At 47.6% G+C, this 24,652-nt stretch carries 24 protein-coding genes; 4 read left to right on the forward strand and 20 right to left on the reverse strand.

Annotated elements, in window-relative coordinates; genetic code table 11:
• Nucleotides 1–61: 61 nt before the first annotated feature.
• The 6 genes from BMW94_RS22000 to BMW94_RS22025 all read right to left on the reverse strand — a co-directional run bounded on the left by BMW94_RS22000 (nt 62) and on the right by BMW94_RS22025 (nt 5,250).
• Nucleotides 62–757: an MOSC domain-containing protein gene (locus BMW94_RS22000; protein ID WP_091001046.1), complete on the reverse strand. Its 696-nt coding sequence runs from the start codon at nt 755–757 to the stop codon at nt 62–64.
• A 29-nt stretch (nt 758–786) separates the two neighbouring features.
• On the reverse strand, nt 787–1,893 hold the full coding sequence (locus BMW94_RS22005; protein ID WP_368086929.1) for a phosphodiester glycosidase family protein: 1,107 nt from the start codon (nt 1,891–1,893) through the stop codon (nt 787–789).
• A 5-nt stretch (nt 1,894–1,898) separates the two neighbouring features.
• Complete coding sequence (locus BMW94_RS22010; RefSeq protein WP_072734037.1) at nt 1,899–2,792, reverse strand: 5'-3' exonuclease; 894 nt, start codon at nt 2,790–2,792, stop codon at nt 1,899–1,901.
• A gap of 173 nt (nt 2,793–2,965) precedes the next feature.
• The gene (locus tag BMW94_RS22015; protein ID WP_091001048.1) at nt 2,966–3,331 is read right to left on the reverse strand and encodes an arsenate reductase family protein; all 366 of its coding nucleotides are present in this window, start codon (nt 3,329–3,331) and stop codon (nt 2,966–2,968) included.
• 357 nt (nt 3,332–3,688) lie between these two features.
• Complete coding sequence (locus BMW94_RS22020; RefSeq protein ID WP_091001049.1) at nt 3,689–4,672, reverse strand: RluA family pseudouridine synthase; 984 nt, start codon at nt 4,670–4,672, stop codon at nt 3,689–3,691.
• A complete protein-coding gene (locus BMW94_RS22025) occupies nt 4,669–5,250 on the reverse strand; it encodes a cob(I)yrinic acid a,c-diamide adenosyltransferase (protein WP_064639452.1) in 582 nt (193 codons plus the stop codon). Before BMW94_RS22025 ends, BMW94_RS22020 begins: the two co-directional genes overlap by 4 nt.
• A gap of 226 nt (nt 5,251–5,476) precedes the next feature.
• Here BMW94_RS22025 and BMW94_RS22030 point away from each other — a divergent pair, with 226 nt between their 5' ends.
• Entirely contained in the window at nt 5,477–6,088 is a 612-nt protein-coding gene (locus BMW94_RS22030; RefSeq protein WP_091001050.1) for a DedA family protein, read from the forward strand.
• A 105-nt stretch (nt 6,089–6,193) separates the two neighbouring features.
• Here the strand turns inward: BMW94_RS22030 and BMW94_RS22035 are convergent, their stop codons facing one another.
• From BMW94_RS22035 to BMW94_RS22065, 7 genes are all read right to left on the reverse strand, one after another.
• On the reverse strand, nt 6,194–6,730 hold the full coding sequence (locus BMW94_RS22035; RefSeq protein WP_175480807.1) for a bifunctional adenosylcobinamide kinase/adenosylcobinamide-phosphate guanylyltransferase: 537 nt from the start codon (nt 6,728–6,730) through the stop codon (nt 6,194–6,196).
• 37 nt (nt 6,731–6,767) lie between these two features.
• Nucleotides 6,768–7,319: a type 2 periplasmic-binding domain-containing protein gene (locus BMW94_RS22040; RefSeq protein WP_091001052.1), complete on the reverse strand. Its 552-nt coding sequence runs from the start codon at nt 7,317–7,319 to the stop codon at nt 6,768–6,770.
• A gap of 162 nt (nt 7,320–7,481) precedes the next feature.
• On the reverse strand, nt 7,482–7,748 hold the full coding sequence (locus BMW94_RS22045) for an aspartyl-phosphate phosphatase Spo0E family protein (RefSeq protein ID WP_053780449.1): 267 nt from the start codon (nt 7,746–7,748) through the stop codon (nt 7,482–7,484).
• Between the two features lie 145 nt (nt 7,749–7,893).
• Nucleotides 7,894–9,063, reverse strand: a complete 1,170-nt coding sequence (locus tag BMW94_RS22050) for an aminotransferase class I/II-fold pyridoxal phosphate-dependent enzyme (RefSeq protein WP_175480814.1) — start codon at nt 9,061–9,063, stop codon at nt 7,894–7,896.
• Nucleotides 9,064–9,115: 52 nt separating this feature from the next.
• Nucleotides 9,116–9,616 (reverse strand): Lrp/AsnC family transcriptional regulator, encoded by a 501-nt coding sequence (locus tag BMW94_RS22055; protein WP_024628343.1) that lies wholly within the window; start codon nt 9,614–9,616, stop codon nt 9,116–9,118.
• A gap of 158 nt (nt 9,617–9,774) precedes the next feature.
• Complete coding sequence (locus BMW94_RS22060) at nt 9,775–10,170, reverse strand: spore coat protein (RefSeq protein WP_091001054.1); 396 nt, start codon at nt 10,168–10,170, stop codon at nt 9,775–9,777.
• A gap of 35 nt (nt 10,171–10,205) precedes the next feature.
• Nucleotides 10,206–10,439 carry a hypothetical protein gene (locus BMW94_RS22065; RefSeq protein ID WP_053780447.1) on the reverse strand — a complete coding sequence of 78 codons (234 nt, stop codon included), beginning with the start codon at nt 10,437–10,439 and terminating at the stop codon, nt 10,206–10,208.
• A 96-nt stretch (nt 10,440–10,535) separates the two neighbouring features.
• Between BMW94_RS22065 and BMW94_RS22070 the strand changes: the two genes are divergently transcribed.
• Complete coding sequence (locus BMW94_RS22070) at nt 10,536–11,753, forward strand: NAD(P)/FAD-dependent oxidoreductase (protein ID WP_091001055.1); 1,218 nt, start codon at nt 10,536–10,538, stop codon at nt 11,751–11,753.
• A gap of 61 nt (nt 11,754–11,814) precedes the next feature.
• Here the strand turns inward: BMW94_RS22070 and BMW94_RS22075 are convergent, their stop codons facing one another.
• From BMW94_RS22075 to BMW94_RS22090, 4 genes are all read right to left on the reverse strand, one after another.
• A complete protein-coding gene (locus tag BMW94_RS22075; RefSeq protein ID WP_091001056.1) occupies nt 11,815–13,029 on the reverse strand; it encodes an MFS transporter in 1,215 nt (404 codons plus the stop codon).
• Nucleotides 13,030–13,157: 128 nt separating this feature from the next.
• On the reverse strand, nt 13,158–13,724 hold the full coding sequence (locus tag BMW94_RS22080; protein ID WP_091001057.1) for a hypothetical protein: 567 nt from the start codon (nt 13,722–13,724) through the stop codon (nt 13,158–13,160).
• A gap of 120 nt (nt 13,725–13,844) precedes the next feature.
• On the reverse strand, nt 13,845–14,222 hold the full coding sequence (locus BMW94_RS22085) for a DUF350 domain-containing protein (RefSeq protein WP_053780553.1): 378 nt from the start codon (nt 14,220–14,222) through the stop codon (nt 13,845–13,847).
• 114 nt (nt 14,223–14,336) lie between these two features.
• Nucleotides 14,337–16,706, reverse strand: coding sequence for an endonuclease MutS2 (locus BMW94_RS22090; RefSeq protein ID WP_091001058.1), 2,370 nt, complete (start codon nt 16,704–16,706; stop codon nt 14,337–14,339).
• 187 nt (nt 16,707–16,893) lie between these two features.
• Between BMW94_RS22090 and BMW94_RS22095 the strand changes: the two genes are divergently transcribed.
• Both BMW94_RS22095 and BMW94_RS22100 read left to right on the forward strand, forming a co-directional pair.
• Nucleotides 16,894–17,259, forward strand: coding sequence for a phage holin family protein (locus tag BMW94_RS22095; protein WP_091001059.1), 366 nt, complete (start codon nt 16,894–16,896; stop codon nt 17,257–17,259).
• A 216-nt stretch (nt 17,260–17,475) separates the two neighbouring features.
• Nucleotides 17,476–17,862: a cupredoxin domain-containing protein gene (locus BMW94_RS22100; protein ID WP_368086932.1), complete on the forward strand. Its 387-nt coding sequence runs from the start codon at nt 17,476–17,478 to the stop codon at nt 17,860–17,862.
• A 104-nt stretch (nt 17,863–17,966) separates the two neighbouring features.
• Here the strand turns inward: BMW94_RS22100 and BMW94_RS22105 are convergent, their stop codons facing one another.
• From BMW94_RS22105 to pheS, 3 genes are all read right to left on the reverse strand, one after another.
• Nucleotides 17,967–20,654, reverse strand: a complete 2,688-nt coding sequence (locus BMW94_RS22105; protein WP_175480808.1) for a cell division protein ZapA — start codon at nt 20,652–20,654, stop codon at nt 17,967–17,969.
• A 138-nt stretch (nt 20,655–20,792) separates the two neighbouring features.
• Nucleotides 20,793–23,246: a phenylalanine--tRNA ligase subunit beta gene (pheT, locus tag BMW94_RS22110; protein ID WP_091001062.1), complete on the reverse strand. Its 2,454-nt coding sequence runs from the start codon at nt 23,244–23,246 to the stop codon at nt 20,793–20,795.
• 72 nt (nt 23,247–23,318) lie between these two features.
• Entirely contained in the window at nt 23,319–24,353 is a 1,035-nt protein-coding gene (gene pheS / locus BMW94_RS22115) for a phenylalanine--tRNA ligase subunit alpha (protein WP_091001063.1), read from the reverse strand.
• Nucleotides 24,354–24,652: the final 299 nt, after the last annotated feature.

Raw genomic sequence — 24,652 nt, forward strand, 5'->3', positions numbered from 1 at the left:
CTCCCAAGTCGTTTAAAATTAAAATGGATCTTCGAATCTGTTCTCTAAACGAGAGCATGAATTAATCCTGTTCAGCAGTTTCGAGCTTGGCCAATCGCTTCAATAAGGTCTGCTTCCAGCTGTCGGCTAACGTTGGAATGGCCAGCAAAGCACGCATAGCAACGGCATTCTGCTTCCCCTGATGCATAATTCGATTGGCTTCCAGAATGGTCATTGATGCAGGGTCCGTGCTTATTCGTCTGAATATTGCAGAAGGAGTTACCTCACCCTCTTGCAACACCCGAAAATAAAATCCGGTATGCCCGCTATCCTGAAAATAAACAGGCAATTCTTTGTAATCATACCTTGCACCAAGCTTGAAGCAAGGCTGTCTTGGCTGGCTGACCTGTACCGTGGCTTCCCCCAATTCATACACATCACCAATTCGGACTTCTTCCTCCACACAGCCTTCAACGGTCAGATTTTCTCCACAAGCTCCCCAGTCCAGCTTGCGATCCATCAGTTGTTCAAGCGCCGGATAACGACTGTAATCGTATACACAAACCGCCTTGTCAGGCCCACCATGATGCTCCAGATCCGCCTGGGCATCCCCTGTCATTCCGGTGAATGACAGGAAAACCGGGCTGGATATGGGATGTTTCACAATGCCGCTCATCACTTCGCGCTTCTGGCCAGGCAAGGCCTGAGGCTGCCCTACGTTTACAGCTAATACCGCCGTTTTGCTTTCATCTGGCTTCCGGTTATGTGTGAGTGTCATCTGATCCTACCTCCCATATTAGCTTTCTTTTAACGAACAGAGCCACCAAAAACAAGTGTATTACTTAACAAGCGGCCCGGGGAAGTAAGCATTTTGCCGCCAGCATACATGCCAGAAGATGCGCCACCATCCAGGTTCATTGCCTGCTTGGCACCAAGCTTCTGCATGACAGCAGCCCATTCCTTAATCGTCGCTCCTGACACGGTAGCCAACATAACCGAACCGTCGGCCATAATGGCAATGCCACTTCTTGCACCGGAAGCATTGAGAATCTTGGTGTCCTTGAAGCCCTCACTCGCTGGATTGACGGCAACTTTGCCATCTTTCACCAGACGTGGACCTGCGCCTACAGCAGTAACTACATCTTGCCAAGGGATCTCTTTACCTGCTGCATTGGTGTATTTATAATTCATCTCTACAGTTGATCCAACGGTGAAGCGGTCCGACGAAGATTTCTGATTGCCCGTGAAGACCAGCACCGAGCCATTCTTCGGAATGGCTACATCGGTATTCGGTACTTTTTTGGTGACAATCCCTTTCTCCATCACAACCGCCGTACCTCCTTTGAATCCGACTGTGGAACCCCGCTCTGGCGTGTATAACATCGTAATACTTGCATTCGCGGAAGGTGTTCGGTTAATAAAGGTCGCATACCAACTGCGTGATTTCCCTTCTGTATCTGTTACTTTACCCGTCAGACTCACTTGAAGCGAATCCATGATGGCTGAGCCATCCTCCTTAAATCCGATCGTTGTTCCGTATCTTCCAATATGTATAACTTTGCCGTTTGCTATTAACATGCCGTATGGATCTGGAGCTCCGTTATAAGCTTCAAAAAACGCTCCGTTAATGGCCGCCTGCGCGCCATATGCCTTAACAATGGAAGGTAATGTTGCGGTCTGACCGACCTGTTTCTTCGCCAATCCTACGGTAACTGGTGTACCCTTGGGAATACTAACCGTCTGCACGGTAAAACTGCGTCCTGCTGCTTTTACTTTCTGTACCTTGGTGCTTATTGCCGCTTTGGCATCTGCTGTCTGTGGAGCACTCACCGCTCCTGAAAGGATTACAGGCAAAGCAAGGACGAGGGCCATAGCCCCTGTCCACCACTTTTTGCCCGTCCGTTTTGTCTGCATGCTACTCACCCTATTGCCACTCCCATCCAAGAGCCCAGGCTCTTCATCTCAAGTTGTTCGAACTTGTCCATCACCATATCCGGGTCAAGACGCAATTCACATACATCCAGTGCACAAGCTACCGGAACTGCACAGTGAATCTCTGCCAGTTTGCGGGACAGATGCAGCATGTCGAGATCATTCTCAATCTTGTTACGTACCGAAGGGGTAAGTTTGTCCATATTGTCCAAAATACCTTCAATGGAGCCAAACTCCTGCACAAGCTTCAAAGCCGTTTTCTCTCCAATGCCCCGTACCCCAGGATAGTTGTCACTGGCATCGCCCATCAGACCTTTCATGTCAATCACTTGACGAGGTGTCAGTTGTTTCTCCGTCATTAGAGATTCAGGCGTATACACCATGTAATTGCCATGACCTTTTTTCATAATAATAATGCTTGTGCGATCATCAATCAGTTGCAGCATATCGTGGTCGCCCGTAAGTACCATCACGTTCATATCCGTCTGCTCGGTGTAGTACTTGGCAAGTGTACCGATGCAATCATCAGCCTCGTATCCTTGAGCGCCAATATTCGGAATGTTCAAACTATCCATCACTTCACGAATCAGAGCAAACTGAGGAATCAGATCATCTGGAGCTTCCGGACGGTTCCCCTTGTACGCTGCATACTCTTCACCGCGAAACGTCTTGCCCCCCATATCCCAACAGCATACGACATGACTTGGCCCAAAGGTCTGAACCGCATCCCAAAAATAACGGATAAATCCGTATACTGCGTTGGTTGGCACGCCTGCCTTTGTACGTCTGATATATCCGCTTGCAGATGTTGCATAGAATGCACGGAACAACACCGCCATACCATCTACCAGCAACAAAGTAGGTTCATTACGTTGATTCACTTGAATTTGTTCTCTCCTGTCCTGTATATAGCAAATAAAATATCGAACTAATTCTATCATTATAGCATAGTTCCGCCAAGGATCGACCAGCCAAAAAAGCCCTGAAATTTGAACATTCAGAGCCTTTTTTACCTTGGTTCGTTTAACAATCAATGAAATCATTCATCTATAAATTACGCGTTGTTCCATTCCTGCTCATACGTATCTTCCTTGAATCCTACGGTCACTTTGTGACCATCCGTAACGATTGGACGTTTAATCAGACGACCATTGGAGGCCAGCAACCGAATCTGCTCTTCTGTGGACAACCCTGGCAACTTGTCCTTCAATTGCTGCTCCTTGTACACTTCCCCACTCGTATTGAAAAACTTCTTCACTTCAAATCCGCTCTTCTGAATCAACTCCGTTAATTCTGCTTCGGATGGAGGTGTCTCGAAAATAGGGATTAATTCCAGCTCATGCCCCTGAGCTTCCAGCCATTTTACGGCTTTACGGCACGTGCCACATTTGGCATATTGATATACTTTTAGATTACTCATCGTTACTTGTCCTCCTATGTGTGCTCCGGTTTCGTGTGATCCGGTTTCGATTTCTCGCTTCCCTTGGTTTGCTTCGCAAATCCAAAAGTCGCTCCAAACCGATACCATCGCACTGTAATTTTAAACCTCTTTGCGAATGAGAAAAATGTCCATTCGGCTTTAGGGTCAAAAACCTTAAAACATATAAATCCTACAGCCTAAAAATTTTAAAAATTAGCCTGCGGCATTTTGTTCGGATGCAGTTTGCATGCCTCACACGGGTTAAGCTAACTAACCGTTGACTTACAGCTGGACACGGACACAAATGCACTCTGAGCTACTACACACAGCGCGAATTGCAGGCTGTTTGATAGATCCCTACACTACTTCTCTCGGTGATGCCTCGACATCCAGGCGAGCCTCCAGGGCTGCCATATCAGCGGGCAACGGGGCTTGGAACGTCATACGGCTTTGCAAAATGGGATGGTCAAACGCCAGCTCACATGCGTGTAATGCCTGACGAGCAATCCAGGTATCTCGTTCCTCCCGAACAGCCATGGTCTGCCCATCGATCTCATGCACAGGTAGGGTCTTGTACATCCGATCCCCAATTAACGGGCAGCCGATCAATGTCATATGTACCCTTATCTGATGGGTTCTGCCGCTCTCCAGCTTCAGGTTCACCGCACTGGCGCTTCCGCCCGCCCACCTTGCGACTGTCGTGTATAACGTTCTTGCCGCATACCCGTCAGGTGTAACGATTCGACGATGCGGTTCTTCGGGATCACGATCAATCGGGCCATCAATGGCCCCCTCTTCTTGGGCAGGACTACCGTGTACAAAGGCAATATATTGTTTATCCACCGTTCCTGCGATCATTTGTTCAGAGACATGCTGGTGCACATATGGATTTTTCGCGATTGCCAGTACTCCTGATGTTTCCTGATCCAGTCGATGAATCGGTCTGAAGCGGAAACGCTCGCCTTTGGACTTCCAATAATGGACAACCCCGTTTGCCAATGTACCTGTGTAATGCCCATGTGTTGGATGTACGATGACACCAGCATCCTTGTTCACGATAAGCAAGTGCTCGTCTTCATACAGTATCGTAAAAGGAATCGGCTCAGGTAAAATATCATCCGACTCTTCCTGCTCCATCCGGACTTCCAGAACGTCACCTGCGCTAACTTTGACGCTGATATATACCCGCTCGCCATTCAGCATAATTCCCTGCTCTGTGAGTTTGATTCTCGACAGGAGCTTACGCGATACCTGTAGACGCCGCTGAAGCACGGTCTTCAGCAGCCAACCATCTTCATGTTCGGAAACCGTGTAAGTAAGTGGTGAATAATAACCGCTCATTCTTTATCTTTGCGGCGGAATACTTTTTTGCTCCGCACATACTCAATGTCAGCTACCTGTTGTCTCGCATTGGCAGTCCGTGCAACAACGAAGAAATAATCAGACAGACGGTTCAAATATCGTCGCACAGAAGGGTTGATATCCGTATGCTGTCCGAGGGTTACGGCGCGGCGCTCAGCACGGCGACATACGGTACGGCAGACATGCAATGTGGAAGAGAGCAAACTACCCCCAGGCAAAATAAACCGTTCCACCTTCGGATTCTCCGCATCATACTGATCAATCCATTGCTCAAGCCGCGTGACCATTTCATCCCGCACTTTATATTTGGTTTCGCTAATTTTTACAAAGGCGAGATCGGACCCGCAATCAAACAATTCTTGCTGAATTTCAAGCAAATGTTCACGCAAATCCTCAAATTCCCCATTTGCTTGATCAATAAAACTGATGGCCTGCCCAACAAAACAATTCAGCTCATCAATTGTCCCATAAGCTTCAACCCGGTCATCGTCCTTAATGACCCGTCCACCAATGACTGAGGTCTGCCCCTCGTCACCTGTTCGTGTATATATGCCCATTGTGATCCCTCCTATTGTTAATATCATTCGCATGGTAGAACGCTGGGGTTAAATATAAATGCATGCCCTTCTTGAGTTTAACTTCATCAGTATACTTGACCTGCTATGAATACGGGAATGCTATTATTTTCAGAAACCAGTAAGATCCTTCACACGTATATATGAATTGGTGTACTCTGCCGAGTATACGCCAAATCCTTGCAAACCAAAAGTAGAGGAGACGATTATGCAAAACTGGATAACTGATTTCATGGAACAATACGGCTACATAGGCATTGCACTCATTATTGCACTAGAAAACGTATTTCCCCCCATCCCCTCCGAAATCATATTACCTTTTGGCGGCTTCATGACCACCTACACCAGCCTGACCCTTCCCGGTGTTATTATTGCTGCTACCATTGGTTCTGTGCTTGGAGCAGTCATTCTCTATGGGATCGGATTGCTGATTGATGTCAATCGACTGGAGAAGATTGTAGATCGTTGGGGTCATATTCTGCGGATCAAAAAAGAAGATATCCACCGTGTCGATGCATGGTTTGACAAATATGGAATGTGGACCGTACTATTCTGTCGCATGGTTCCCCTTGTTCGCAGTCTGATCTCGATTCCTGCCGGCATGTCCAACATGAAATTTGGTTTATTCGTCCTCTTCACTACCATTGGAACATTGGCCTGGAATATCATTCTCGTCTCCGTTGGTGCGGCTCTCGGTGCTTCATGGGAGAGTATCCTGCACTTTATGGACGTGTACTCTCTCGTCGTATATGTACTTCTGGCGATTATTGTTGTGGGCTGTATAATCTGGTGGATCAGACGAAATAAAACTCGGAAATAAACAGATTTACACGCATAGACTTTGTCATAAAATAAAGCCTCCACACCACCATTTGTGGTGACGGAGGCTTCTTTAGACTCGTCCATTGTTTAACATTATGAAATGCTAATCTTCATACCTCAGCCCTCGATCTTTGAGATCAACAGGCAGGCCAGATATCAACAGATACATCTGTTCCGAATGCGCCTGCAGCGCCCGATTAACTGACGCCATTCTTGCCGCAAAAATTCGTTCTTCCTCTGAGGGATACAAAGAACCGTGCATTTCATTGGTAATCACGAGCAGCTTTCCCTGGTAAGACAGAAGGGCGTCCAGCAACAACTGCGTCGCTGTACGCTGCTGATCCAGATCATCACTTGCCCTGAACCCCGCTGCCATCCAGGCTGTCAGACTATCCACAATGACAATTCGCTGATCTGCCAGAAAGAGATTGGATTCCCGATTAATCTGGTGAAGCACCTCCGTCAGGTGCTGGCCGTTCCCAGCCTGGATGGCACGATAATGAGCGGATGGCAATTCGGGAATCACGGGATCATGATCACCAGTGGATAAATAGATGCCCTCCCGGCTAATCCGGGCTGCGTATTCAAGCGCAAATCGGGTTTTACCACTGCCTATGCCGCCTGTGACCGTAATTAGCAATCCGCTCCCCTCCTTCAGTAGCCATACTAGATTGCATTTACTCTGTCAGCGCCTTCAATACTTTCTTGGATTCTTCGACATTGGACGCCGAAACAGGGATGGTAGCAAACAGATTTTGCGCAGCATAATCTACATCTTTGAACATTTTCATATCTTCCAGCGGTATGCCATAGAGATGTGATTCTGTCTTGATATCTGAACCGTCATCTCCTTCACCCTTCTCAACCAAGACTCCGCCTTCAAATACACCGCGCTTATACTTCTCCGAATCAAATGTATCATCAAGCGGAATATTGGAGCCGTTACTTCCGTACTGCTTCATATCAGCCTCAGGCAAAATGAAAATATCATGACCTCCAGCCGCATACTCTACCATAATTTTCTGAACATCATACATCGCACTGGTGATAACCTCCACCTTGGGCTCCTCGCCCAGCTTCTGCTGCAAATTAGCTTGCAACTGCTCCGATATCACGGATGGATTTCCTTGGTTGTCAATGATAAAAATCGTAAAACCGTCCTTACCGCCACAGCCAGCAAGCAGAAAAATCATAGAAATGATCGCGGTAAGCCCCCAAAATCTCTTCATTCAAGTTCCCCCTTTAGTCTCCTATGTACAATATATCACAATTGTTCCACGCAAAAAAATAACACTGCCTATCCGAAGCAATCTGTTCATAGATCAAAAAAAAAGACCCCTTCCGGGTCTTCTTCCAATCGAATATGCGTAACGTTTCGATACAACGAAAAATTACTTTCCTTTAATCGGATTAGCCTTCATGTATTCATTAATCTTCAAATCTAGCAAACTGCTAATTTCAATTACAATATCGGATGTGAATGATTTCTCTTCAAGGAATATCTGTTCCATCTTGCGGCGCAGCATATGGATCTCATCTTCCAAGGAAACGTTATGCAAAGATGCGTGATCCGGTTTCACCGACCATCGGTCGCCATGATCGCCTTCTGCCAAATAATGCCCACGATTAGTCGGTAAATCATATTCAACACAAAACAAAGCCAACCCCTCCTTGGAAAAATTAGTTTCCAAATACAAGAAAAACATATTTCAAATTGAAATTATATCACAATATTTTGTAAAAGAAAGTTATTTTTTTCTAGTTTAAAGAAAGTTTATGTCGATCAGAAGCTTCTAATCCCTATTAACCCTCTTTTTGAAGTTTGTAAACAAAGTTTCCGATTCGTTCCAATGCTTCATTCAACTGGGTTACGGATGTTGCATAAGAACAACGAAGAAACCCTTCACCTTGTGGACCAAATACATTACCCGGAACAGCCGCCACTTTATTTTCCGTTAACAAACGCTCGGCAAAAAGATCGGAACTCAGCCCCGTTTTCTGGATACTAGGAAATGCATAAAATGCTCCCTGTGGTTCATGACAGTCCAGCCCAATATCTCTAAACCCCTGCACGATAAGACGTCTGCGCTGATTGTAGGATTCAACCATTCTGTCCTTCTCACCCAAACCGTTCCTCAATGCCTCAAGCGCAGCCACCTGTCCCATGGCAGGTGCGCACATCACCGTATACTGATGAATTTTGAGCATGGCTGCAATCAGTTCAGGATGCCCGCACATATAACCGATCCGCCAGCCCGTCATCGCAAAAGCCTTGGAAAACCCGCTAACCAAAATGGTACGTTCCTTCATATCCGGAATTGTAGCGAAACTAACATGTTTTTGCGTATACGTCAGCTCAGCATAAATCTCATCCGCAATGACGATCAGATCATGCTTTTTGATCACTTCAGCAATAGGCAGCCATTCTTCATAGGTCATGATGGCACCTGTCGGATTGCTTGGATAACATAGGATAAGAACCTTGGACTTCGGCGTAATTCCCGCCTCCAGCGCCTCGGCAGTAAGTTTAAACTGATCCTTCGCATACGTTTCGACACCAACCGGTATGCCTCCGCCAATTGAAGCGATTGGAGAATAGGCCACATACGAAGGTTCGGGAATCAGAATTTCGTCTCCGGGTACGATTAAGGCACGCAATGCCAGATCAATGGCTTCACTGCCACCAACGGTAACGATAATTTCGTCCTTGGGATCATACTTGGTATCGAATTGAGTCTCCAGATACTCGCTGATGGCTTCCCTCAGTTTCGGCATACCCGCATTGGAAGTGTAACTGGTCATGCCTCTTTCGAGTGAATACACACAAGCTTCACGCATATGCCACGGTGTTACAAAGTCCGGTTCACCTACACCCAGTGTAATAATATCCTTGTTATCGCCAACCAGATCAAAAAATTTGCGTATGCCGGATGGCGGAATCTGTTGAACCAAAGGAGCCAAATACGATGTCATTTTCTTGTTGTTTCCTGTTGTCTGTTCATTCACTATCAAGACGCATCTTCCTTTACGGCGAGATCATGAGACGGTTGTCTTCCTGATGGTCTTCAAAAATAATCCCGTCCTGCTTATATTTTTTAAGAATAAAATTCGTTTTGGTTGAAAGTACAGAGTCAATCGGAGACAATTTCTCCGAAACAAAATTAGCGACTTCACGCAGGTTGCCACCTTCTACTTCTACGAGCAGATCATATGCACCTGACATGAGATATACCGATTTCACTTGCGGATACAGATAAATGCGTTCAGCGATCCCTTCGAAGCCACGACCGCGCTCAGGCGTAATCTGTACTTCAATCAAGGCTGTTACTTTCTCATCATCAATCTTGCTCCAGTTCACAACGGTTGCGTATTTCACAATCACGTGGTCCTGTTCAAGCTGGGCCACGGCGTTCTTGATCTTATCTTCCGACTCCCCCAGCAGCGTCGACAGCAGTGCGGGAGTCCTTCTCGCGTCTTCCTTTAACAAATCCAGAACTTTTAATTGCAGATCGTTCAGATCCTTCATGTCTTTCCCTCCAGCGTCATCCAGGTTCCTGAAAATGAATTAATACTTATATTACATGAATTCAACGATCATGCAAAGACAAAAACCGCCCGCCCTGAATTCGGGCAAGCGGTGGTATGGTCTGCAACAGTACCTGCTTCAAACCATAATTACAAAGGTTACATGTAATAAGGGTTACCGTAATTCGGTTGATGCTGGGGTACATTAGGGGCCTGATTGTAAGCACTGGCCTGTGTATTCTTTTCCTGAATGAACTGCTGGCATTTCTGTTGGGTCTGTTGAGCCGATTGGATCTGCTTGTCCACATCCTGGCGCAATGCCTTCGAAGCTACCGAATACATGTTGTTCTGCTGCATCACATTGAACAGCTCACCTTGCAAACGGAGTGTATCATTGGTCAAGTCTGTGAACATTCTGCGTGTAACGGGACAGGAAGCTTCGGTTGTTGCTGTCGTATATTCGCGCGCGGTTCGTCTTAAATCCGCAAGAATCGACTTCAACAAATCCTGTTCCTGCATAAAAGATCCATTAGATGATAAAGATTGAGAATACACACGGTTTCCTCCTATACGTTTAGATTTGGCTGCTATTACTGCGCTTGTGTTGGAGCAATAGATTGATGTTGCTGCAAAGCATTGACAAGTGTGTTCAGATGCTGTTCATGGGAACGAACATAGTGATTCAGTGCCTGCTGAATTTGCGGATGTTGCGAGATGGAAGCTGTAGCCGCACACTGCTTGATCAGCAGTTCTTCATTGGTTATGGAATCCGCAATATAATTCAATTCTTTCGGACTCAGCGCTTGCATGGATTGATTCTGCATGTTTCGTTGACCTCCTCGGCATAAAGTTTATGCGCAATTATTGTTAACCCGGTCACTCAAAAGTATACAAACGTAATCACGAAGGAGATGTTTCTAATGGATCTGGTCTATGGCACACCATTCTGGCCTTCCACTTTTAAACCAAATTTCTATCCCTCGCTAAAAACCGACATTTCCTGTGACTGCTTGATCATAGGCGGTGGTATGGGAGGCGCACTGACTTCCGAATTGCTTACAGAACGTGGAGTTAACACGGTTGTCATTGATAAGAGGGAGATTGCGCATGGCAGCAGCTCAGCCAATACAGGTCTTTTGCAGTACACAAACGACAAAACACTGACCTCCTGCATCAATACCTTTGGCGAAAAAACAGGCGTGCGCTTCTATCAACTATGTCGTGAAGCCATGCAGAAGCTCACACAAATTGCGGACAGGCTGGATACCGATCCCTGGTTTATTCCGCGGACCAGTCTCTGTTTTGCCAGCAGCACTGATGATGTAGCCATGCTGGAGGAAGAATATCAAACGTTGAAGCATTATGGCTTTGAAGCTGAGCTGTGGAATTCCGACAAAATCAGCAGCCATTTCCCCTTCAGTAAACCTGCCGCATTATATACGTTGGGAGATGCTGAAGTGAACCCGTATCGCTTTGTTCACGCCTTGTTTGAATCGGCAAGCAAACGAGGAGCACGAATCTATGGACAGACGGAGATGATTCATTGTGAATTCGATGATGATGGTGTACTCTGTCATACTGCAGGTGGGAAAATCCGGGCCCGCAAGGTTATTTTTGCTGCCGGTTATGAGACGCAGACCATCAAAAAGGATCAAGGAGCCTACCTGCAAACCACCTATGCTATTGCCACTAAACCCTTGTCAAACCTGAAAGAATGGTATGAGCATAGTCTGATCTGGGAGACAGCACGCCCTTACCTGTATATGAGAACCACACCAGACGGAAGGATCATTGCTGGCGGTCTGGATGAAGAGACACCGAGGGAAGATCAGCGGGAGATTCGGGCAAAACATCGGGGAGATACACTGCTGGAAGAAGTCCGCTCTTATTTCCCACTGGAGGGTCTTGAAGTGGATTATGCCTGGGGTGCCGTGTTTGGCAATACGAATGACGGACTTCCGTTTATCGGCCCACATCCTGAATACCCGCATTCTTATTTTCTGGAGGGTTATGGCGGTAACGGGACGGTGTTCAGCATGTTCGCTGCTTCTATGTTGGCCGATGCTGTTACAGGAGTTGAGAATGGCGACATGGAACTTTTCTCATTAACGAGAACGAGTAAACCGTCTCCTGTCTGAGTAACGTCTCACATAAATAAGGGTACAGCTCAGGATTGATCCCTGGACTGTACCCTTTTCCCTATGCAGAGGGTTTATGCTGATCCGGATGTACTAGCAGTTTACGCATAAATATCCATCCGATGAGCGGAAAAGCCCCCAGCGCCACAATAAGCCAGGTTAACGTTTGTAACGACGGGCCATTCATGACCGTCAGAATAAATACAGCAAGGCCAAATAAACGACCGACCATCAAACAAAGCTCCCTTAATACGACAAGTTCAACCCTTTTCTCTACATTTTCGCCGCTCGCTCCCATCAGGTCGAATCCTGCCGAAATCATCGGCAAAATATACAACGGCATCGACAAGGCAGATCCAATTCCCATAATTAAAAGCGTACCATAGCTGACCTTCCATAATAGCGGAATTAACACGATGAATAACAATATCGCACCGGCTAACATCCCTCTGGACCTGTATTGCGGCTTAAACCATTTTCCTGCGGCCCAGTAACTCACCAGTGCTACGGCTGAAGTAATTAGCGAGAACTGCCCTAGTTTATATTCCTGCTTAGTTGCCACATAGACAAGCAATGCAATCAGAAAGGCAAATACGCCTTCCCGCACGCCTTGTGCAAACAGTCCCATGCCAAGCGGTCTCCATGCGCTATCCTTGGCAGACAACTGTCGCCACGGTTCAGACCAGCGGTATGTGCCGCTGACCTCCCTTTTTTTCAGAAAAAAACTGAACACAACGGCAATCACATATATGACCAATGACACCGTAAAAATAAGGCGATAACCCGAATTATCAACCATTCGTGAAATAATAAGACCTGAGAACCACGGACCGATGATGCCTGTCATGGAACCCAGCAGACCCACCCAGCCATTGAACAGGTCCCTATTCCCCCGGTCAGTCACCTCAAAATAAACCACATTGAACGCAATCCAGAACAATCCAAGTGCACATCCAAACAAAATCCCCAGAGGCCATATCCAGTCAACCGCTTTTGGTCCCGCCCATAACACAAGCATGTAAAAAACACCTGACAAGGCCGTTCCCAATCGCAACGCACTCATTTTGTTATGTTCCTTGACCCACTTTCCCGCAAGCCAAAACGTGAGTCCGAGTGCAATTTGCTGGCTAATCGTGAACCATCCCAGCATGGCGTAATCCGGACGGCTTTTCCACAGATACACATTCAGAAACGTTCCCGACAAAGCTCCGGCTAACACAAACAATCCATTCACGCCTAGTAGCAGAATGGATTGTCGGCCCAGAGAAATCTTCATCTGCTCCCTCCTTATTCCACCTGAAGTCAGCACTTCACAGGCAAGGTCTCAGGGTTAACGTACCCCAAGCAGAAGGAAAACATGATGAATTTCCCGGAATATTATATTTTCAGAAACGGTTTACGCCCTTATTTCCGCGCACTCAAATTCTGGATCAGACGCAGACGGTCATCTTCAGACAAGTTATATTGAACCTGGAAGCAGCCTGAGCATACATACATTTGTACAGAGAACGGCGCATCCAGCAACGAGTCTGTACCCAAGACAGCATTGGCAACAGGATTAAACGTATCCTTGGTAGCCTTCTGTGTACCCGTTAGGATCATGAATTCGCGACAGTGTGGGCATTCCGGCACCTCTTCTTGTAAATCAAGCTGCTTCTCCACGCCTTCTTCGTATTGAATCAGATCATTGCCCTCATCCGCATATTTGGTCAATGTACGAAGCTCCGGCAATTTCAGCTCTACTTCGTCTCCCCACAGGTTAGCGAGATCCGTAGTTTGTTGATCGTCCTCGACGTCATCCATATCATAGATGTCTTCCTCGGCTTCATCGTTCTCTTCATCACCAATATTGATGTTTAGTGTACGATATCCCTTTAATTCATTGTGACAGTAAGGGCATTCTTCTTCAGGACCTAACTCCTCATCCCATACAATCTCGGTGTGGCACCATGGACATACTGTTGGTTCCATATTGAATCAACCTTTCTCTTTCAGATAATCATGTGTTTAACACATAAATGACGCCTATGGCAAAAAATACGATCGATGCAGCGAACAGAATCCGTATCAATATTTTCATGAACGGTCCTCCTACATGATGCTCGCGCCAATAACAAATGACAACGAGACGGAAATAATCATGGATATCAATCCAACGGCCCGGTTATCCGCTTCAATCTCCTTGTCAATGGAGAACACCGGTGTCAGAAACTCGAATAGAAAATAGGCAATGAGCAGAAGGACAAATCCTACAAATGACCACGTCATCGCTTCATACACCGATGATTTGGCCTGAATGCAGAAATGAAGCACGTTGCAGATTCCAAAGATCTTGCCTCCTGTAGCCATCGCAACCGCCACATTGCCCTTCTTGATTTCATGCCAGCATTTGTACTTGGTCACCAGTTCAAAGCAAGCCAGAAATACAAGCAGCTCCATAATCGCTACGGAGAAAAATCCGAGCACCATCCCCAAGGGATGAGACAGCAATTCGTCAATCGTCCCTTTCACTCATCGTTCCCCTTCCCCATTCTGCTGCCCGAACTCACTCAGGCGGCAGAACTTCTTTGATTCCTGGTCGGGCTATTCCAATTCTGCGACGGTCACACCGTTTCCGCCTTCTCCGTAATTGCCCAGCCGGTAACTTTTTATATGTCTATGCTTACGCAGGTAATCCTGAATACCGGAACGCAAAATTCCTGTTCCCTTACCATGAATAATATAAACCTGACCCAGATTAGCAAGGAAAGCTTCATCGATAAAACGATCTGTCTCCATCAAGGCTTCTTCCAAATTCGTCCCCCGCAAATCAAGTTCACTCTTCACATTGTCATCACGAGTTCGTTTCACGCCCGTTACCGGTTTCTGCTTCGGTTTGGCTTCTGCTGGTGCTGACTGCTGTAATTCAAGGTCATTCAGGGATACTTTCATTTTCATAATCCCCAATTGAACCATGGCATCCTTGGTGCCTGACATTTCCACCACATGACCTTTTTGATTCAAACTGTAGACAAGAACTTCATCGCCCGGTCCGATGGCCCGAGACTTTGTTGCCGTTGCAGTGCGCTTAGCCGTCTTCTTGCGTTTCTCAGGTTCAGCTTCATCCAATTGTTTGCGAGCAGCAATAAGTTTGTGCTCCTTCACGGATGCGCCTTCTTCCATAGCGAGCTGGCGAAGATCAGCTATAATCTTCTCAGCTTCCGCTCTGGCCTTGTCCACAATGTTGCGGGCATCTTCTTCCGCTTTTTCAATGCGTCGATCACGCTGCTGTTCCAGTTTCTCCAGTTCGGCTTGATGACGGCTGCGCAATTTCTCCATATCCTGGCGCAGACGTTCCGCACTCTCACGTTCTTGCTCCGCAGTAAGACGGTTTTCTTCCAGGGAAGCGATCATATGCTCTACGCGCTGGTCTTCCTCTTTCACTTCGCCACGCGCGTAATCCAGAATGTATCCTGGCAGACCTAGCCGCTCCGCAATTGCAAACGCATTACTCCGTCCCGGCACACCGACGAGTAGTCGGTAGGTAGGGCTCAGTGTATTAACGTCGAATTCCATGCTGGCATTAATAACACCTTTTCGCTCATAAGCGTAAGCTTTCAGCTCACTGTAATGCGTTGTTGCTACCATGCGGCATCCGGTCTGATGCATATGCTCCAGAATGGAGATCGCCAGCGCAGAACCTTCTGCCGGGTCAGTTCCTGCACCAAGTTCGTCGAGCAGCACGAGGCTTTTGGTCGTCATGTTCTTCAATATTCGAATGATGTTCGTCATATGACTGGAGAACGTACTCAGGTTCTGTTCAATGCTCTGTTCGTCACCAATGTCTGCGTAAATCGCATCAAACACACATAGCTGGCTGCCATCTTCCGCTGGAACGAACAAACCTGACATCGCCATGAGGCTCAGTAAACCAATCGTTTTGAGTGTAACTGTCTTACCACCCGTATTTGGACCCGTTACGATAATGGACGTATAATCGTTGCCGAGTTCAATGTCGGTTGGCACTACATTCTCAATCGAGATCAGCGGATGGCGTCCCTTTTTGAGCTTGATGAATCCGCGATCGTTCATGCGTGGCAATGTGGCTTTCAATTCTCGGGCAAGACGTGCTTTGGCAAATATGAAATCCAAAGATCCCAGCAGGTCAACATCAAACAATAACCAATCTGCCTGTTCACTGACAAGTGCCGTTAATTTTTGCAAAATCACTTCAATTTCGCGTTCTTCCCGGATTCGGGTCTCCCGCAATTTGTTATTCATCGCAACGATGGATTCCGGCTCAATAAACAGCGTTGCTCCCGAACCGGATTGATCATGTACAATCCCGCCAAAGTACGAGCGATATTCCGATTTCACGGGAATCACGAAACGGTCTCCCCGAATGGTAATCAGCTGGTCCTGCAGCATTTTGGATACCGTGGAAGAACGAATCATCGAATCCAGTTTCTCACGGATGCGAGTTTCACCGCCGCGCAGCTCACGACGAATCTGCGCCAGTGTTACACTCGCGCTATCTGAGACTTCAGCATTGTCGTCAATACAGATACGAATCGCATCTTCAAGCGTTTTTTGCTCCGATAACTGATCACTGATATAGAAAATTGATTCCACCTTTTCATCATCGTGGAGTGCTGCAATCTGACGTTTCAATCGACGTGCTGCCATAGTGGTGTTGGAAATTCCCAGTAACTCATGCGGGTTCAACGTGCCACCTATTTCCGCGCGTTTAATCGAAGCGGTAATATCCACAATTCCTCCAAAAGATGGAGAGCCTTTCAGACGATCAAACGTAAAAGCTTCATCGGTTTGCTGGAGCAATCTCTTCACTTCTTCCAGTTCACTGATCGGCTCCAATTGTTCCGCTTTCTTTTTTCCCATCGTAGTCTGGGCAAAGCTTTGCAATGTATTTAAAATTTTGCGATATTCCAATGTTTTTAGAATTTTCGTGTCCAAGTGTACAACTCCTTCCAAACTATAACTGTATTATAACGAAAGAAACTTTCTAGCGCTATTTAACGAATCCTTCCACACATAACTTACGACATAGCGCCGCAAACTACAGGTGTCAGGATTGTGCAACCTCACCATCGAACAGGATGTACAATGCTCAATCCGATCTGAATAAAGGAGGTATAACACCATGAATTTTCTGGGACATGTCGTGCGATTTATCATCGCCGCAATTGTATTGATGGTCGTCAGCTGGATCGTACCCGGATTCGCCGTCGGTGGTTTCTGGAGCGCACTGATGCTTGCTCTGGTTATCGCTCTGCTTGGCTGGGTTGTTGAAGGCATCTTCGGTAAAAGGGTTAATCCTTTTGGCCGTGGTATAGTCGGCTTCATCGTGAGCGCACTGGTGATCTGGATTGGTCAATATGTCGTAGATCATGTGCAAGTTAGTCTGCTTGGTGCCGTTCTGGCTGCATTGGTCATAGGGATCATTGATCTGTTCATCCCGGTTTCCACCCCTTTTGATGCCGGAAGAAGATCCAAAGATCACGCGTAGGCTCCAACGGTACCCACTCCTCATAGACTGTTGCTCACTTCCCCTAAACCTCTAATGGCTTATATGCCTGATGAGGTTATTTTTTTGGGTGTGTGTGTGCATGCTTATGTTCAAAAAAACGACATAGGCAGCATGTACAGGCATCATCAATTTGCGGTATGATGACTGGAGAAATCATTCAAATTTTATCCATATCACGCTTTTTCGAGGAGGCATATGATGAAGAAAGGCATGGCATGGCTCGCGGCCTGCATGTTGATTCTGGTCCTTGCTGCATGTGGTGGAACTGGACAATCCGCAGAATCAAACAGCGAGTCCGATTCGGGTGCAACTGCAAGCGAAGAACTGGTAATCAAAGCAAGCAACTATGAATTTGACCAACCTGAATACCATTTGAAAAAAGGTGTCCCGGTTAAGATTGTTTATGAAAATACAAACGGAAACCATGGCGTTCTCGTGCCCGAGTTTAATCTTCGGCTGGATACCAAGAACAATTCCAAAGTGATTACTCCAGACAAAGCAGGGGAATTTGAATTGTCCTGTTCCGTCTTTTGCGGAAGCGGTCACAGCAGTATGATCTCCAAAATTATTGTTGAAGAATAGTGTTCAAGACAAGGAGCCCCCGTAGCGACGGGAGCTCTTTCTTCATTATAACAAATTGTACAAGAGTGCGCTGTCCAGGATTCCAGTTATGATGTAATCATCAGCTAGGTCTGATCCTGCTCAATCAATTCAATCCATTCGTTATATTCCGTCTGTAATTTCGTATATTCATCCCGCAATTGGCGGTAATCTGTATTCAGTTGCTCCGCCTTCTCCTGCTCCATCTCACGTTCAACCTGCAGCAAACGTAACTGATTGGCCGCAAGTTCATACCGCTCACCGATATCCAGCAGTTCGTTTTCCATCGTCTGCTTTTCTTCGATTGCTTCCGCACGCTGCTGGGCAAGCTGCTGCCGCTCGTGTTCCAGCTCTTCTACCTTCTCCACACTGGCAGCACTTTCTTTCTGCCAGAGACTCAATTCATTCTCCAGTGTAGTCCATCGATCTTGCCAGGACTGCTCCTGAGCCGCCCATTCATCTGCACGACGTTGCCAAACCTGATCTTGTTGTTCCGCATGTTGTTCTGCTTGTTCTACCTTGGAGCTTAGCTCAACTTCTCTAGCAGTCAGCTCTTGCAGGCGAGAGGAGAGCTCTGCCTGTTTGGCAGACAATTCTTCATGTTTAATCTGCCACTCAAGTGCTTCTTCTTCTGTCTGAGCCAGTAAGCTGCCTTGTTCATCGATCCGTTCAGATAGCCGATTGGCATTCTGCCTGGATTCTTCAAGCGCACGCATGATTTCTTTCTTTTCTTCGCTCATCTCATTCAGCTTGCGAGCATAGCCTTCTTCACGCTGCAGTGCATCACCATATTCCTTGCGGATTTGTTTATAATTTTCCTGCAGCTTGTTCAGTTCTTCACGTGCTTCATTCAATTCACCATCAAGCTCTTTATGTTGCAGCTCCAGACGACCGGCTTGTGCGATGTAACGTTCTGCTTCTTCGCTGGCGTGACGAGCTTCTTCTTTAACAACGGATAATTCATCATGAAGGGACTGCACACCGGACTCCAACGTTTCAGTTTGTTCTGCAGCTTCAAGTACCTGTGTCTCTAATTCACCGATCTCGATCAGACGTTGTTCAGCCTGCTCTTTCCAGGACTGCTCGCTCTGCGTCAGTGCACCGAGTTCATGTTGCAATGTGCGTACTGCCGCATGGGCCTGCTCTAGCACTTTTTGCAGCCTGCGCTGCTCATCCTCGGACTTCACTTCGGCTTCACGAAGTTTCTTGAGTTCCTGTTCGAGCTGACCGTGCTGCTCCTGTACTTTTCGCAGCTGTGCTGTCATAGAAGATTCACGTTCAACGGTCTCGTTATACTGCTGTTTCCATTGCTGTTCCGCTTCTCGGAAATGTTCGGCCTCAGCTTCTGTGTTGCGGAGTTGTTCAGTCAGCAGAGCACTATCCGCTTTTAGTTGTTCCAGCTGCTGCTCCAATTCCGTAATTCGACGAAGCTGAACATCTTGCTCCTGTTTGTATACGGCTTGTTCATTGCGCAACGTTTCAGTTTGGCTACGCTCGTGTTGGAGCTGTTGCTCCTGATCCACAACAACCTCTTGAGCCTTCTTGAGCTGCTTACGCACCTCGGCTAATTGGCCTTCAACATCGGCTAAGCGCGATTTAGCCTGTTTACGTTCTTCTTCCAGCAAAATCTCAGCAGTTACCGCAGCTTCGCTCGCCTGAGTCTGGGCCGCTTCATGGATTTGCTGAATCTGCTCTTCATAGGCCGCTTCTTTTTTCATCCATTCCAATTCGGCCTGTTCGGAAGACTCCTTGAACGTTGCATTCAGCTGTTCAATCTCAGCCAGTCGCTTCTGCTCTGCTTGTTGCTGCAGTGCGGCTCGTTCTTCTTTTGCCTTTTCAGTCAGTTCTTGAGCTTGATTCACGCCAGCTTGCTCTGCCTGCTGTATACGCTGCTCCATCTCGGATTGAAGTTCAAGGTATTGTAGCTGGGCTTCTTCCTGAACCTTTTGCAATTGGGCCTCGGCTTGTTCCAATTCAGACAAAATTGCCGCTTCGGCTTGTTCCTTCGCCGTTTGTACTTGCTGTGCGGCTTGAACCTCAATTTTTTGACGTTCTGCCAAGGCCCGAGCTTCGGCTTCTTTCAGTTGGGCTGCCATCTTATCCTGCAGCTCCTTGTATTGTGCAGCCGCTTTGGCTTGTGCTTGCTGCAACTCATTTGCGGAACGTGCCTGTGCTTCCTTCAGCTGGGCTGCCGCCTGAGTCTGTGCATTCTTCATTTGATTCGCTGCTTTTTCTTCTGCTTCTTTCAGACGAGCCTGCGCCTTCTCCTCAGCCGCTTTCAGCTGCGCCGCAGTTTGAGCCTGAAGCTTTTGCTCTCGACCTGCTGCCTGAGCGCGTTCCTGCTCCAGCAATGTATTCAGCTTAGCTATTTCAGCCTGCTGATCCTTCTGCAGCTTCGCGATGGCTTGTTCTGCCTCAGCCTTAAGCTTCGTTGCTTCAGCTAGTGCTTGGTCACGGCGTTCCAGTTCCTGCTGATGTTCATTTTGTATGGCATTCAACCGATTGAGTTCATTTCTCATTTCGGTACGTTCACCGGTCAGCATTTTCAGCTCATTTCGAATTTCCTGAGTCTGAAGAGACTGCTCAGCCATATGTACAGCTGCGAGAACTGCAATACGCGGGGTATCCAGTCGGGAATGATGTTTGGAGATGGCGCTCATTCGCTCATCCACCAGGTTAGCTACTTGTTTCATATAGTCGGCACTGCTGCCAACCAGTTTATAGGAAGTCCCGTAGATCTCTACGGTGACGCGTGTACGATCAGGTGTAGTCACAGTTGTGCCCTCCTTCAAGTCTGTATGTTGATTCTAAGCTGTAAAACAAAAAAAGTCACATCGATCCTCTAATGCTAAGGATTCGATGTGACTTCAAGCAATTCCTGCTAATCTTTGTTCAAAAAATTGACTTATGTTCTATTTACGCAATTCGGCTCCAAATTGCTCCTCCAGACGAGCAACAACACGAGCATGAACCTCGGTAATTTCCTCATCCGTCAATGTGCGTTCACGGTTGCGATATACGAGAGCCATCGCTACGCTCTTCTTGTCTTCACCGAGCTTGCTGCCTGTGAACACGTCGAATACCTGTACCGTTTGCAGCAGCTCACCAGCAGATTCACGAATCGCACGCAGCATATCCCCAGCTTCGATATCTTTACTTACAACAACAGCGATATCCCGCTCAACTGCTGGGAAACGCGGAAGCTCACGATAACGGATATCCGCATCCGCTTCACTATAGATGGCTTCGAGCGCAATCTCCGCGAGATATACATCGTTCAAATCATACTGCTGCTGCAGTTCAGGATGCAATTGACCCATCGTACCAATCAGTTTACCCTCTCCGCCATCTTTTGCATCCAGGTATACCGATGCGGAGCGACCAGGATGGAAACCTTCTGGACTGTTTGCCACCAGGCGAATGCGCTGCTCCAGACCCACATAGGCGAACAGGTTTTCAAGTGCACCTTTCAAATCGAAGAAGTCCACTTTCTCTGCTCCCACATTCCACTGCTGGGATGCACGGTTTCCGGTGAGCAACAAGCTCAGGACCGGAATTTCATGCGGTTGCTTCGTAAGCTTTTCTTCATCAGTGAAGAATACACTGCCTACTTCAAATACAGCCAGTGAATCATGCTTGCGGTTCATGTTATACACGGTTGCATCCAGCATTTGCGGCAAAATGCTCGTGCGAAGCACGCTGCGATCCTCACTCATCGGCATAGCCAGCTTCACGGCTTTACTGCCTTCTGTCAGAGCAGGGAACAAGGATACTTTATCCGGGTGTACAAATGAATAGCTGATCATTTCCTGCCAGCCACTACCTGCAAACAAACCACGAATGGTACGGCGCATTGCTTGCGAACGCGTGTAAGCACCCGGTGTTGTTGGTCCTTCGATCAATGTAGTTGGAATATTGTCGTATCCGTACAGACGGGCAATCTCTTCAAACAGATCCACATCAAGTGTAATATCCCCTCTGCGGCTAGGCACTTCAACATCTAGCAGACCCTGCTGCGCATCACCACACGCAAAGTGCAAACGAGCGAAGATGGTTTTCACTTCAAGAAGGGACAACTCAGTTCCCAGATAGCGATTCAGTTTATCCAGCGACAGCTGCACAATATGTTTATCCGCTGCGGCTGTTCCAGCTTCCACGATCCCCTGATGAACTTCGCCTTCCGCATAACGCTGGATCAATTCAGCCGCACGGTTCAATGCCGTAATGACAGCAGCCGGATCGACTTCCTTCTCAAAACGCATGCTCGCTTCGGAACGCAGCCCCAGTTGGCGCGACGTTTTCCGAACGGTTCCGCCGTCGAACTTGGCGGATTCCAGCAACAGATTCACTGTGGTTTCCGTTACCTCGGAATTTTCGCCACCCATAACACCCGCGATGGCTACCGGTTTCACGCCATCGGTAATGAGCAGCATATGCGGCTCCAGCTTGCGCTCCTGGCTATCCAACGTCACGATCGTTTCGCCTTCTTTGGCCATTCTCACCTCAATGTGGCCCTTCTCCAGCTTATCTGCGTCAAAAGCATGCAGCGGCTGTCCGTATTCCAGCATCACATAGTTCGTGATGTCAACGATATTATTGATCGGACGGATGCCAGCGGCCATCAAACGGTTTTGCATCCACTGCGGGGAAGCTCCCAGCTTGATCCCAGTTACATTGCGGGCTGCATAATGAGTGCATTGTTCGCCAGCCGTAATCTCAACCGAGATATGATTCGCAGCCGCATCACCGATTTCCACCAACGTTTGAGTTGGATCAGGCAGCTTCACTTCACGACCGAGAATTGCCCCTACTTCATAAGCTGCACCCAGCATGCTCAGACAGTCGGAGCGGTTCGGTGTCAGGTCCAGTTCAAGGACATGATCGTCGAGACCAAGCACTTGGCTGATTGGTGTGCCAATTTCCGTTTGTGCCGGCAGTACGAGAATGCCTTCCTGTTGGTCCTTCGGCAGCAACTTGTCGTTCATGCCCAGTTCTTTGGCAGAGCAGATCATGCCAAGGGATACCACGCCGCGCAGCTTGGCTTTTTTGATATCGAGTCCACCAGGGAGCTTCGCTCCTACCAGGGCAACGACTACCTTTTGACCGGCATCCACATTTTTCGCACCACACACGATCTGCAGATCTTCTTCCTGTCCGGCATCAATCACACATACATTCAGCTTATCCGCGTCAGGGTGCTTCTCCTTGCTCTTCACGTAACCGACAACCACGTTGTTCACGCCCTGGTTCCGGTTCTCCACTACATCAATCTCAACCCCCGCACGGGTGAATTTCTCTGCCAACTCCTGCGGTTCCACGCCTTCCAGCGCGATATAATCAGACAGCCAATCTGTCGATACTCTCATGGACGTTCACTTCCTAATCTATGAATTGGTGTTGCAAATGAAGGGCGTTCGCCCTGTATGCGACTTCGGTAATTACAGTCGTCCAAATTGTTTCAGGAACGCCATATCACTGTTGTAGAAATGACGAATATCATCAATGCCGTATTTCAGCATGGCGATACGCTCTACGCCCATTCCGAATGCAAACCCACTGTATTTCTCCGGTTCATAGCCGCCCATCTCAAGCACTTTCGGGTGAACCATGCCGCCGCCCAAAATCTCAAGCCAACCTGTCTGTTTACATACCCGGCAGCCACTGCCACCACATTGCACACAAGTCACATCCACTTCAGCACTTGGCTCGGTGAACGGGAAGAAGCTTGGACGGAGGCGAATTTCAGTGTGTGAACCGAACATTTCGCGTACGAATTGCAGCAAGGTGCCTTTCAGATCACTCATGCGAATGTTCTCGCTAATAACCAAACCCTCAACCTGATTGAACTGGAACGAATGCGTCGCATCGTCATCGTCACGACGGTATACTTTACCCGGACAGATGACTTTAACAGGCACTTCTCCTTTCATGCTTTGCATGGTCCGAACCTGAACCGGTGACGTATGCGTACGCATCAGCAGATCTTCTGTTACATAGAAAGAATCCTGCATATCACGTGCCGGGTGGTTCTTCGGCAGATTCAGTGCTTCGAAGTTGTAATAATCCATTTCAACCTCAGGACCTTCCGCTATGCGGTATCCCATACCGATGAAAATATCTTCGATTTCCTGTACCACTTTGGTCAGTGGATGCAGTCCGCCTTGACGTCCGCGACGTCCTGGCAGGGTCACATCAATTTTTTCGGATTGTAGGCGTTTCGTCGTCTCTTCCTTCTGGAACTGCTCCTGCTTGCTGTCAATAACTTCTTCAATAGCACCGCGAACATCATTGGCAACCTGACCGATCACTGGACGTTCCTCTGCACTAAGCGCACCCATTCCGCGCAAAATCTCGGTCAATGCACCCTTTTTCCCCAAATACTTTACACGCAGATCACTCAGCGTCTGTGGATCATTCACGCCAGACAGTTGCTCCAGCGCTTCGATCTTTAATGCCTCCAAACGTTCTTTCATGTGTAAATGCCCCCTTTATGTGGTGTTAAAGCAACAAAAAAAGGCCTTCTCTCCCCTGAAGGGACGAAAAGACCGTGGTACCACCCTTGTTAGACATTCAGTGCTGCCCGGCCCTTCCGGCCTGCAACATGTTTGCCTCACTCTATACGGAATAACGACCGTTAACCGTTACCCCCTACTAACTCCTGCAATGAATTGCAAGATATGGTTCAGGGAACCGCTCCGGAGTGAATTTCAGCAGCCTTGTTCTATAGAAACGCTCTCAATCTACGGCGCTTCCTCCCTGTCCAGAGGCACTG

Origin of the sequence: Paenibacillus sp. OK003, from assembly GCF_900109515.1 — a bacterium.
GTDB classification, from domain to species: Bacteria; Bacillota; Bacilli; order Paenibacillales; family Paenibacillaceae; genus Paenibacillus; species Paenibacillus marchantiae.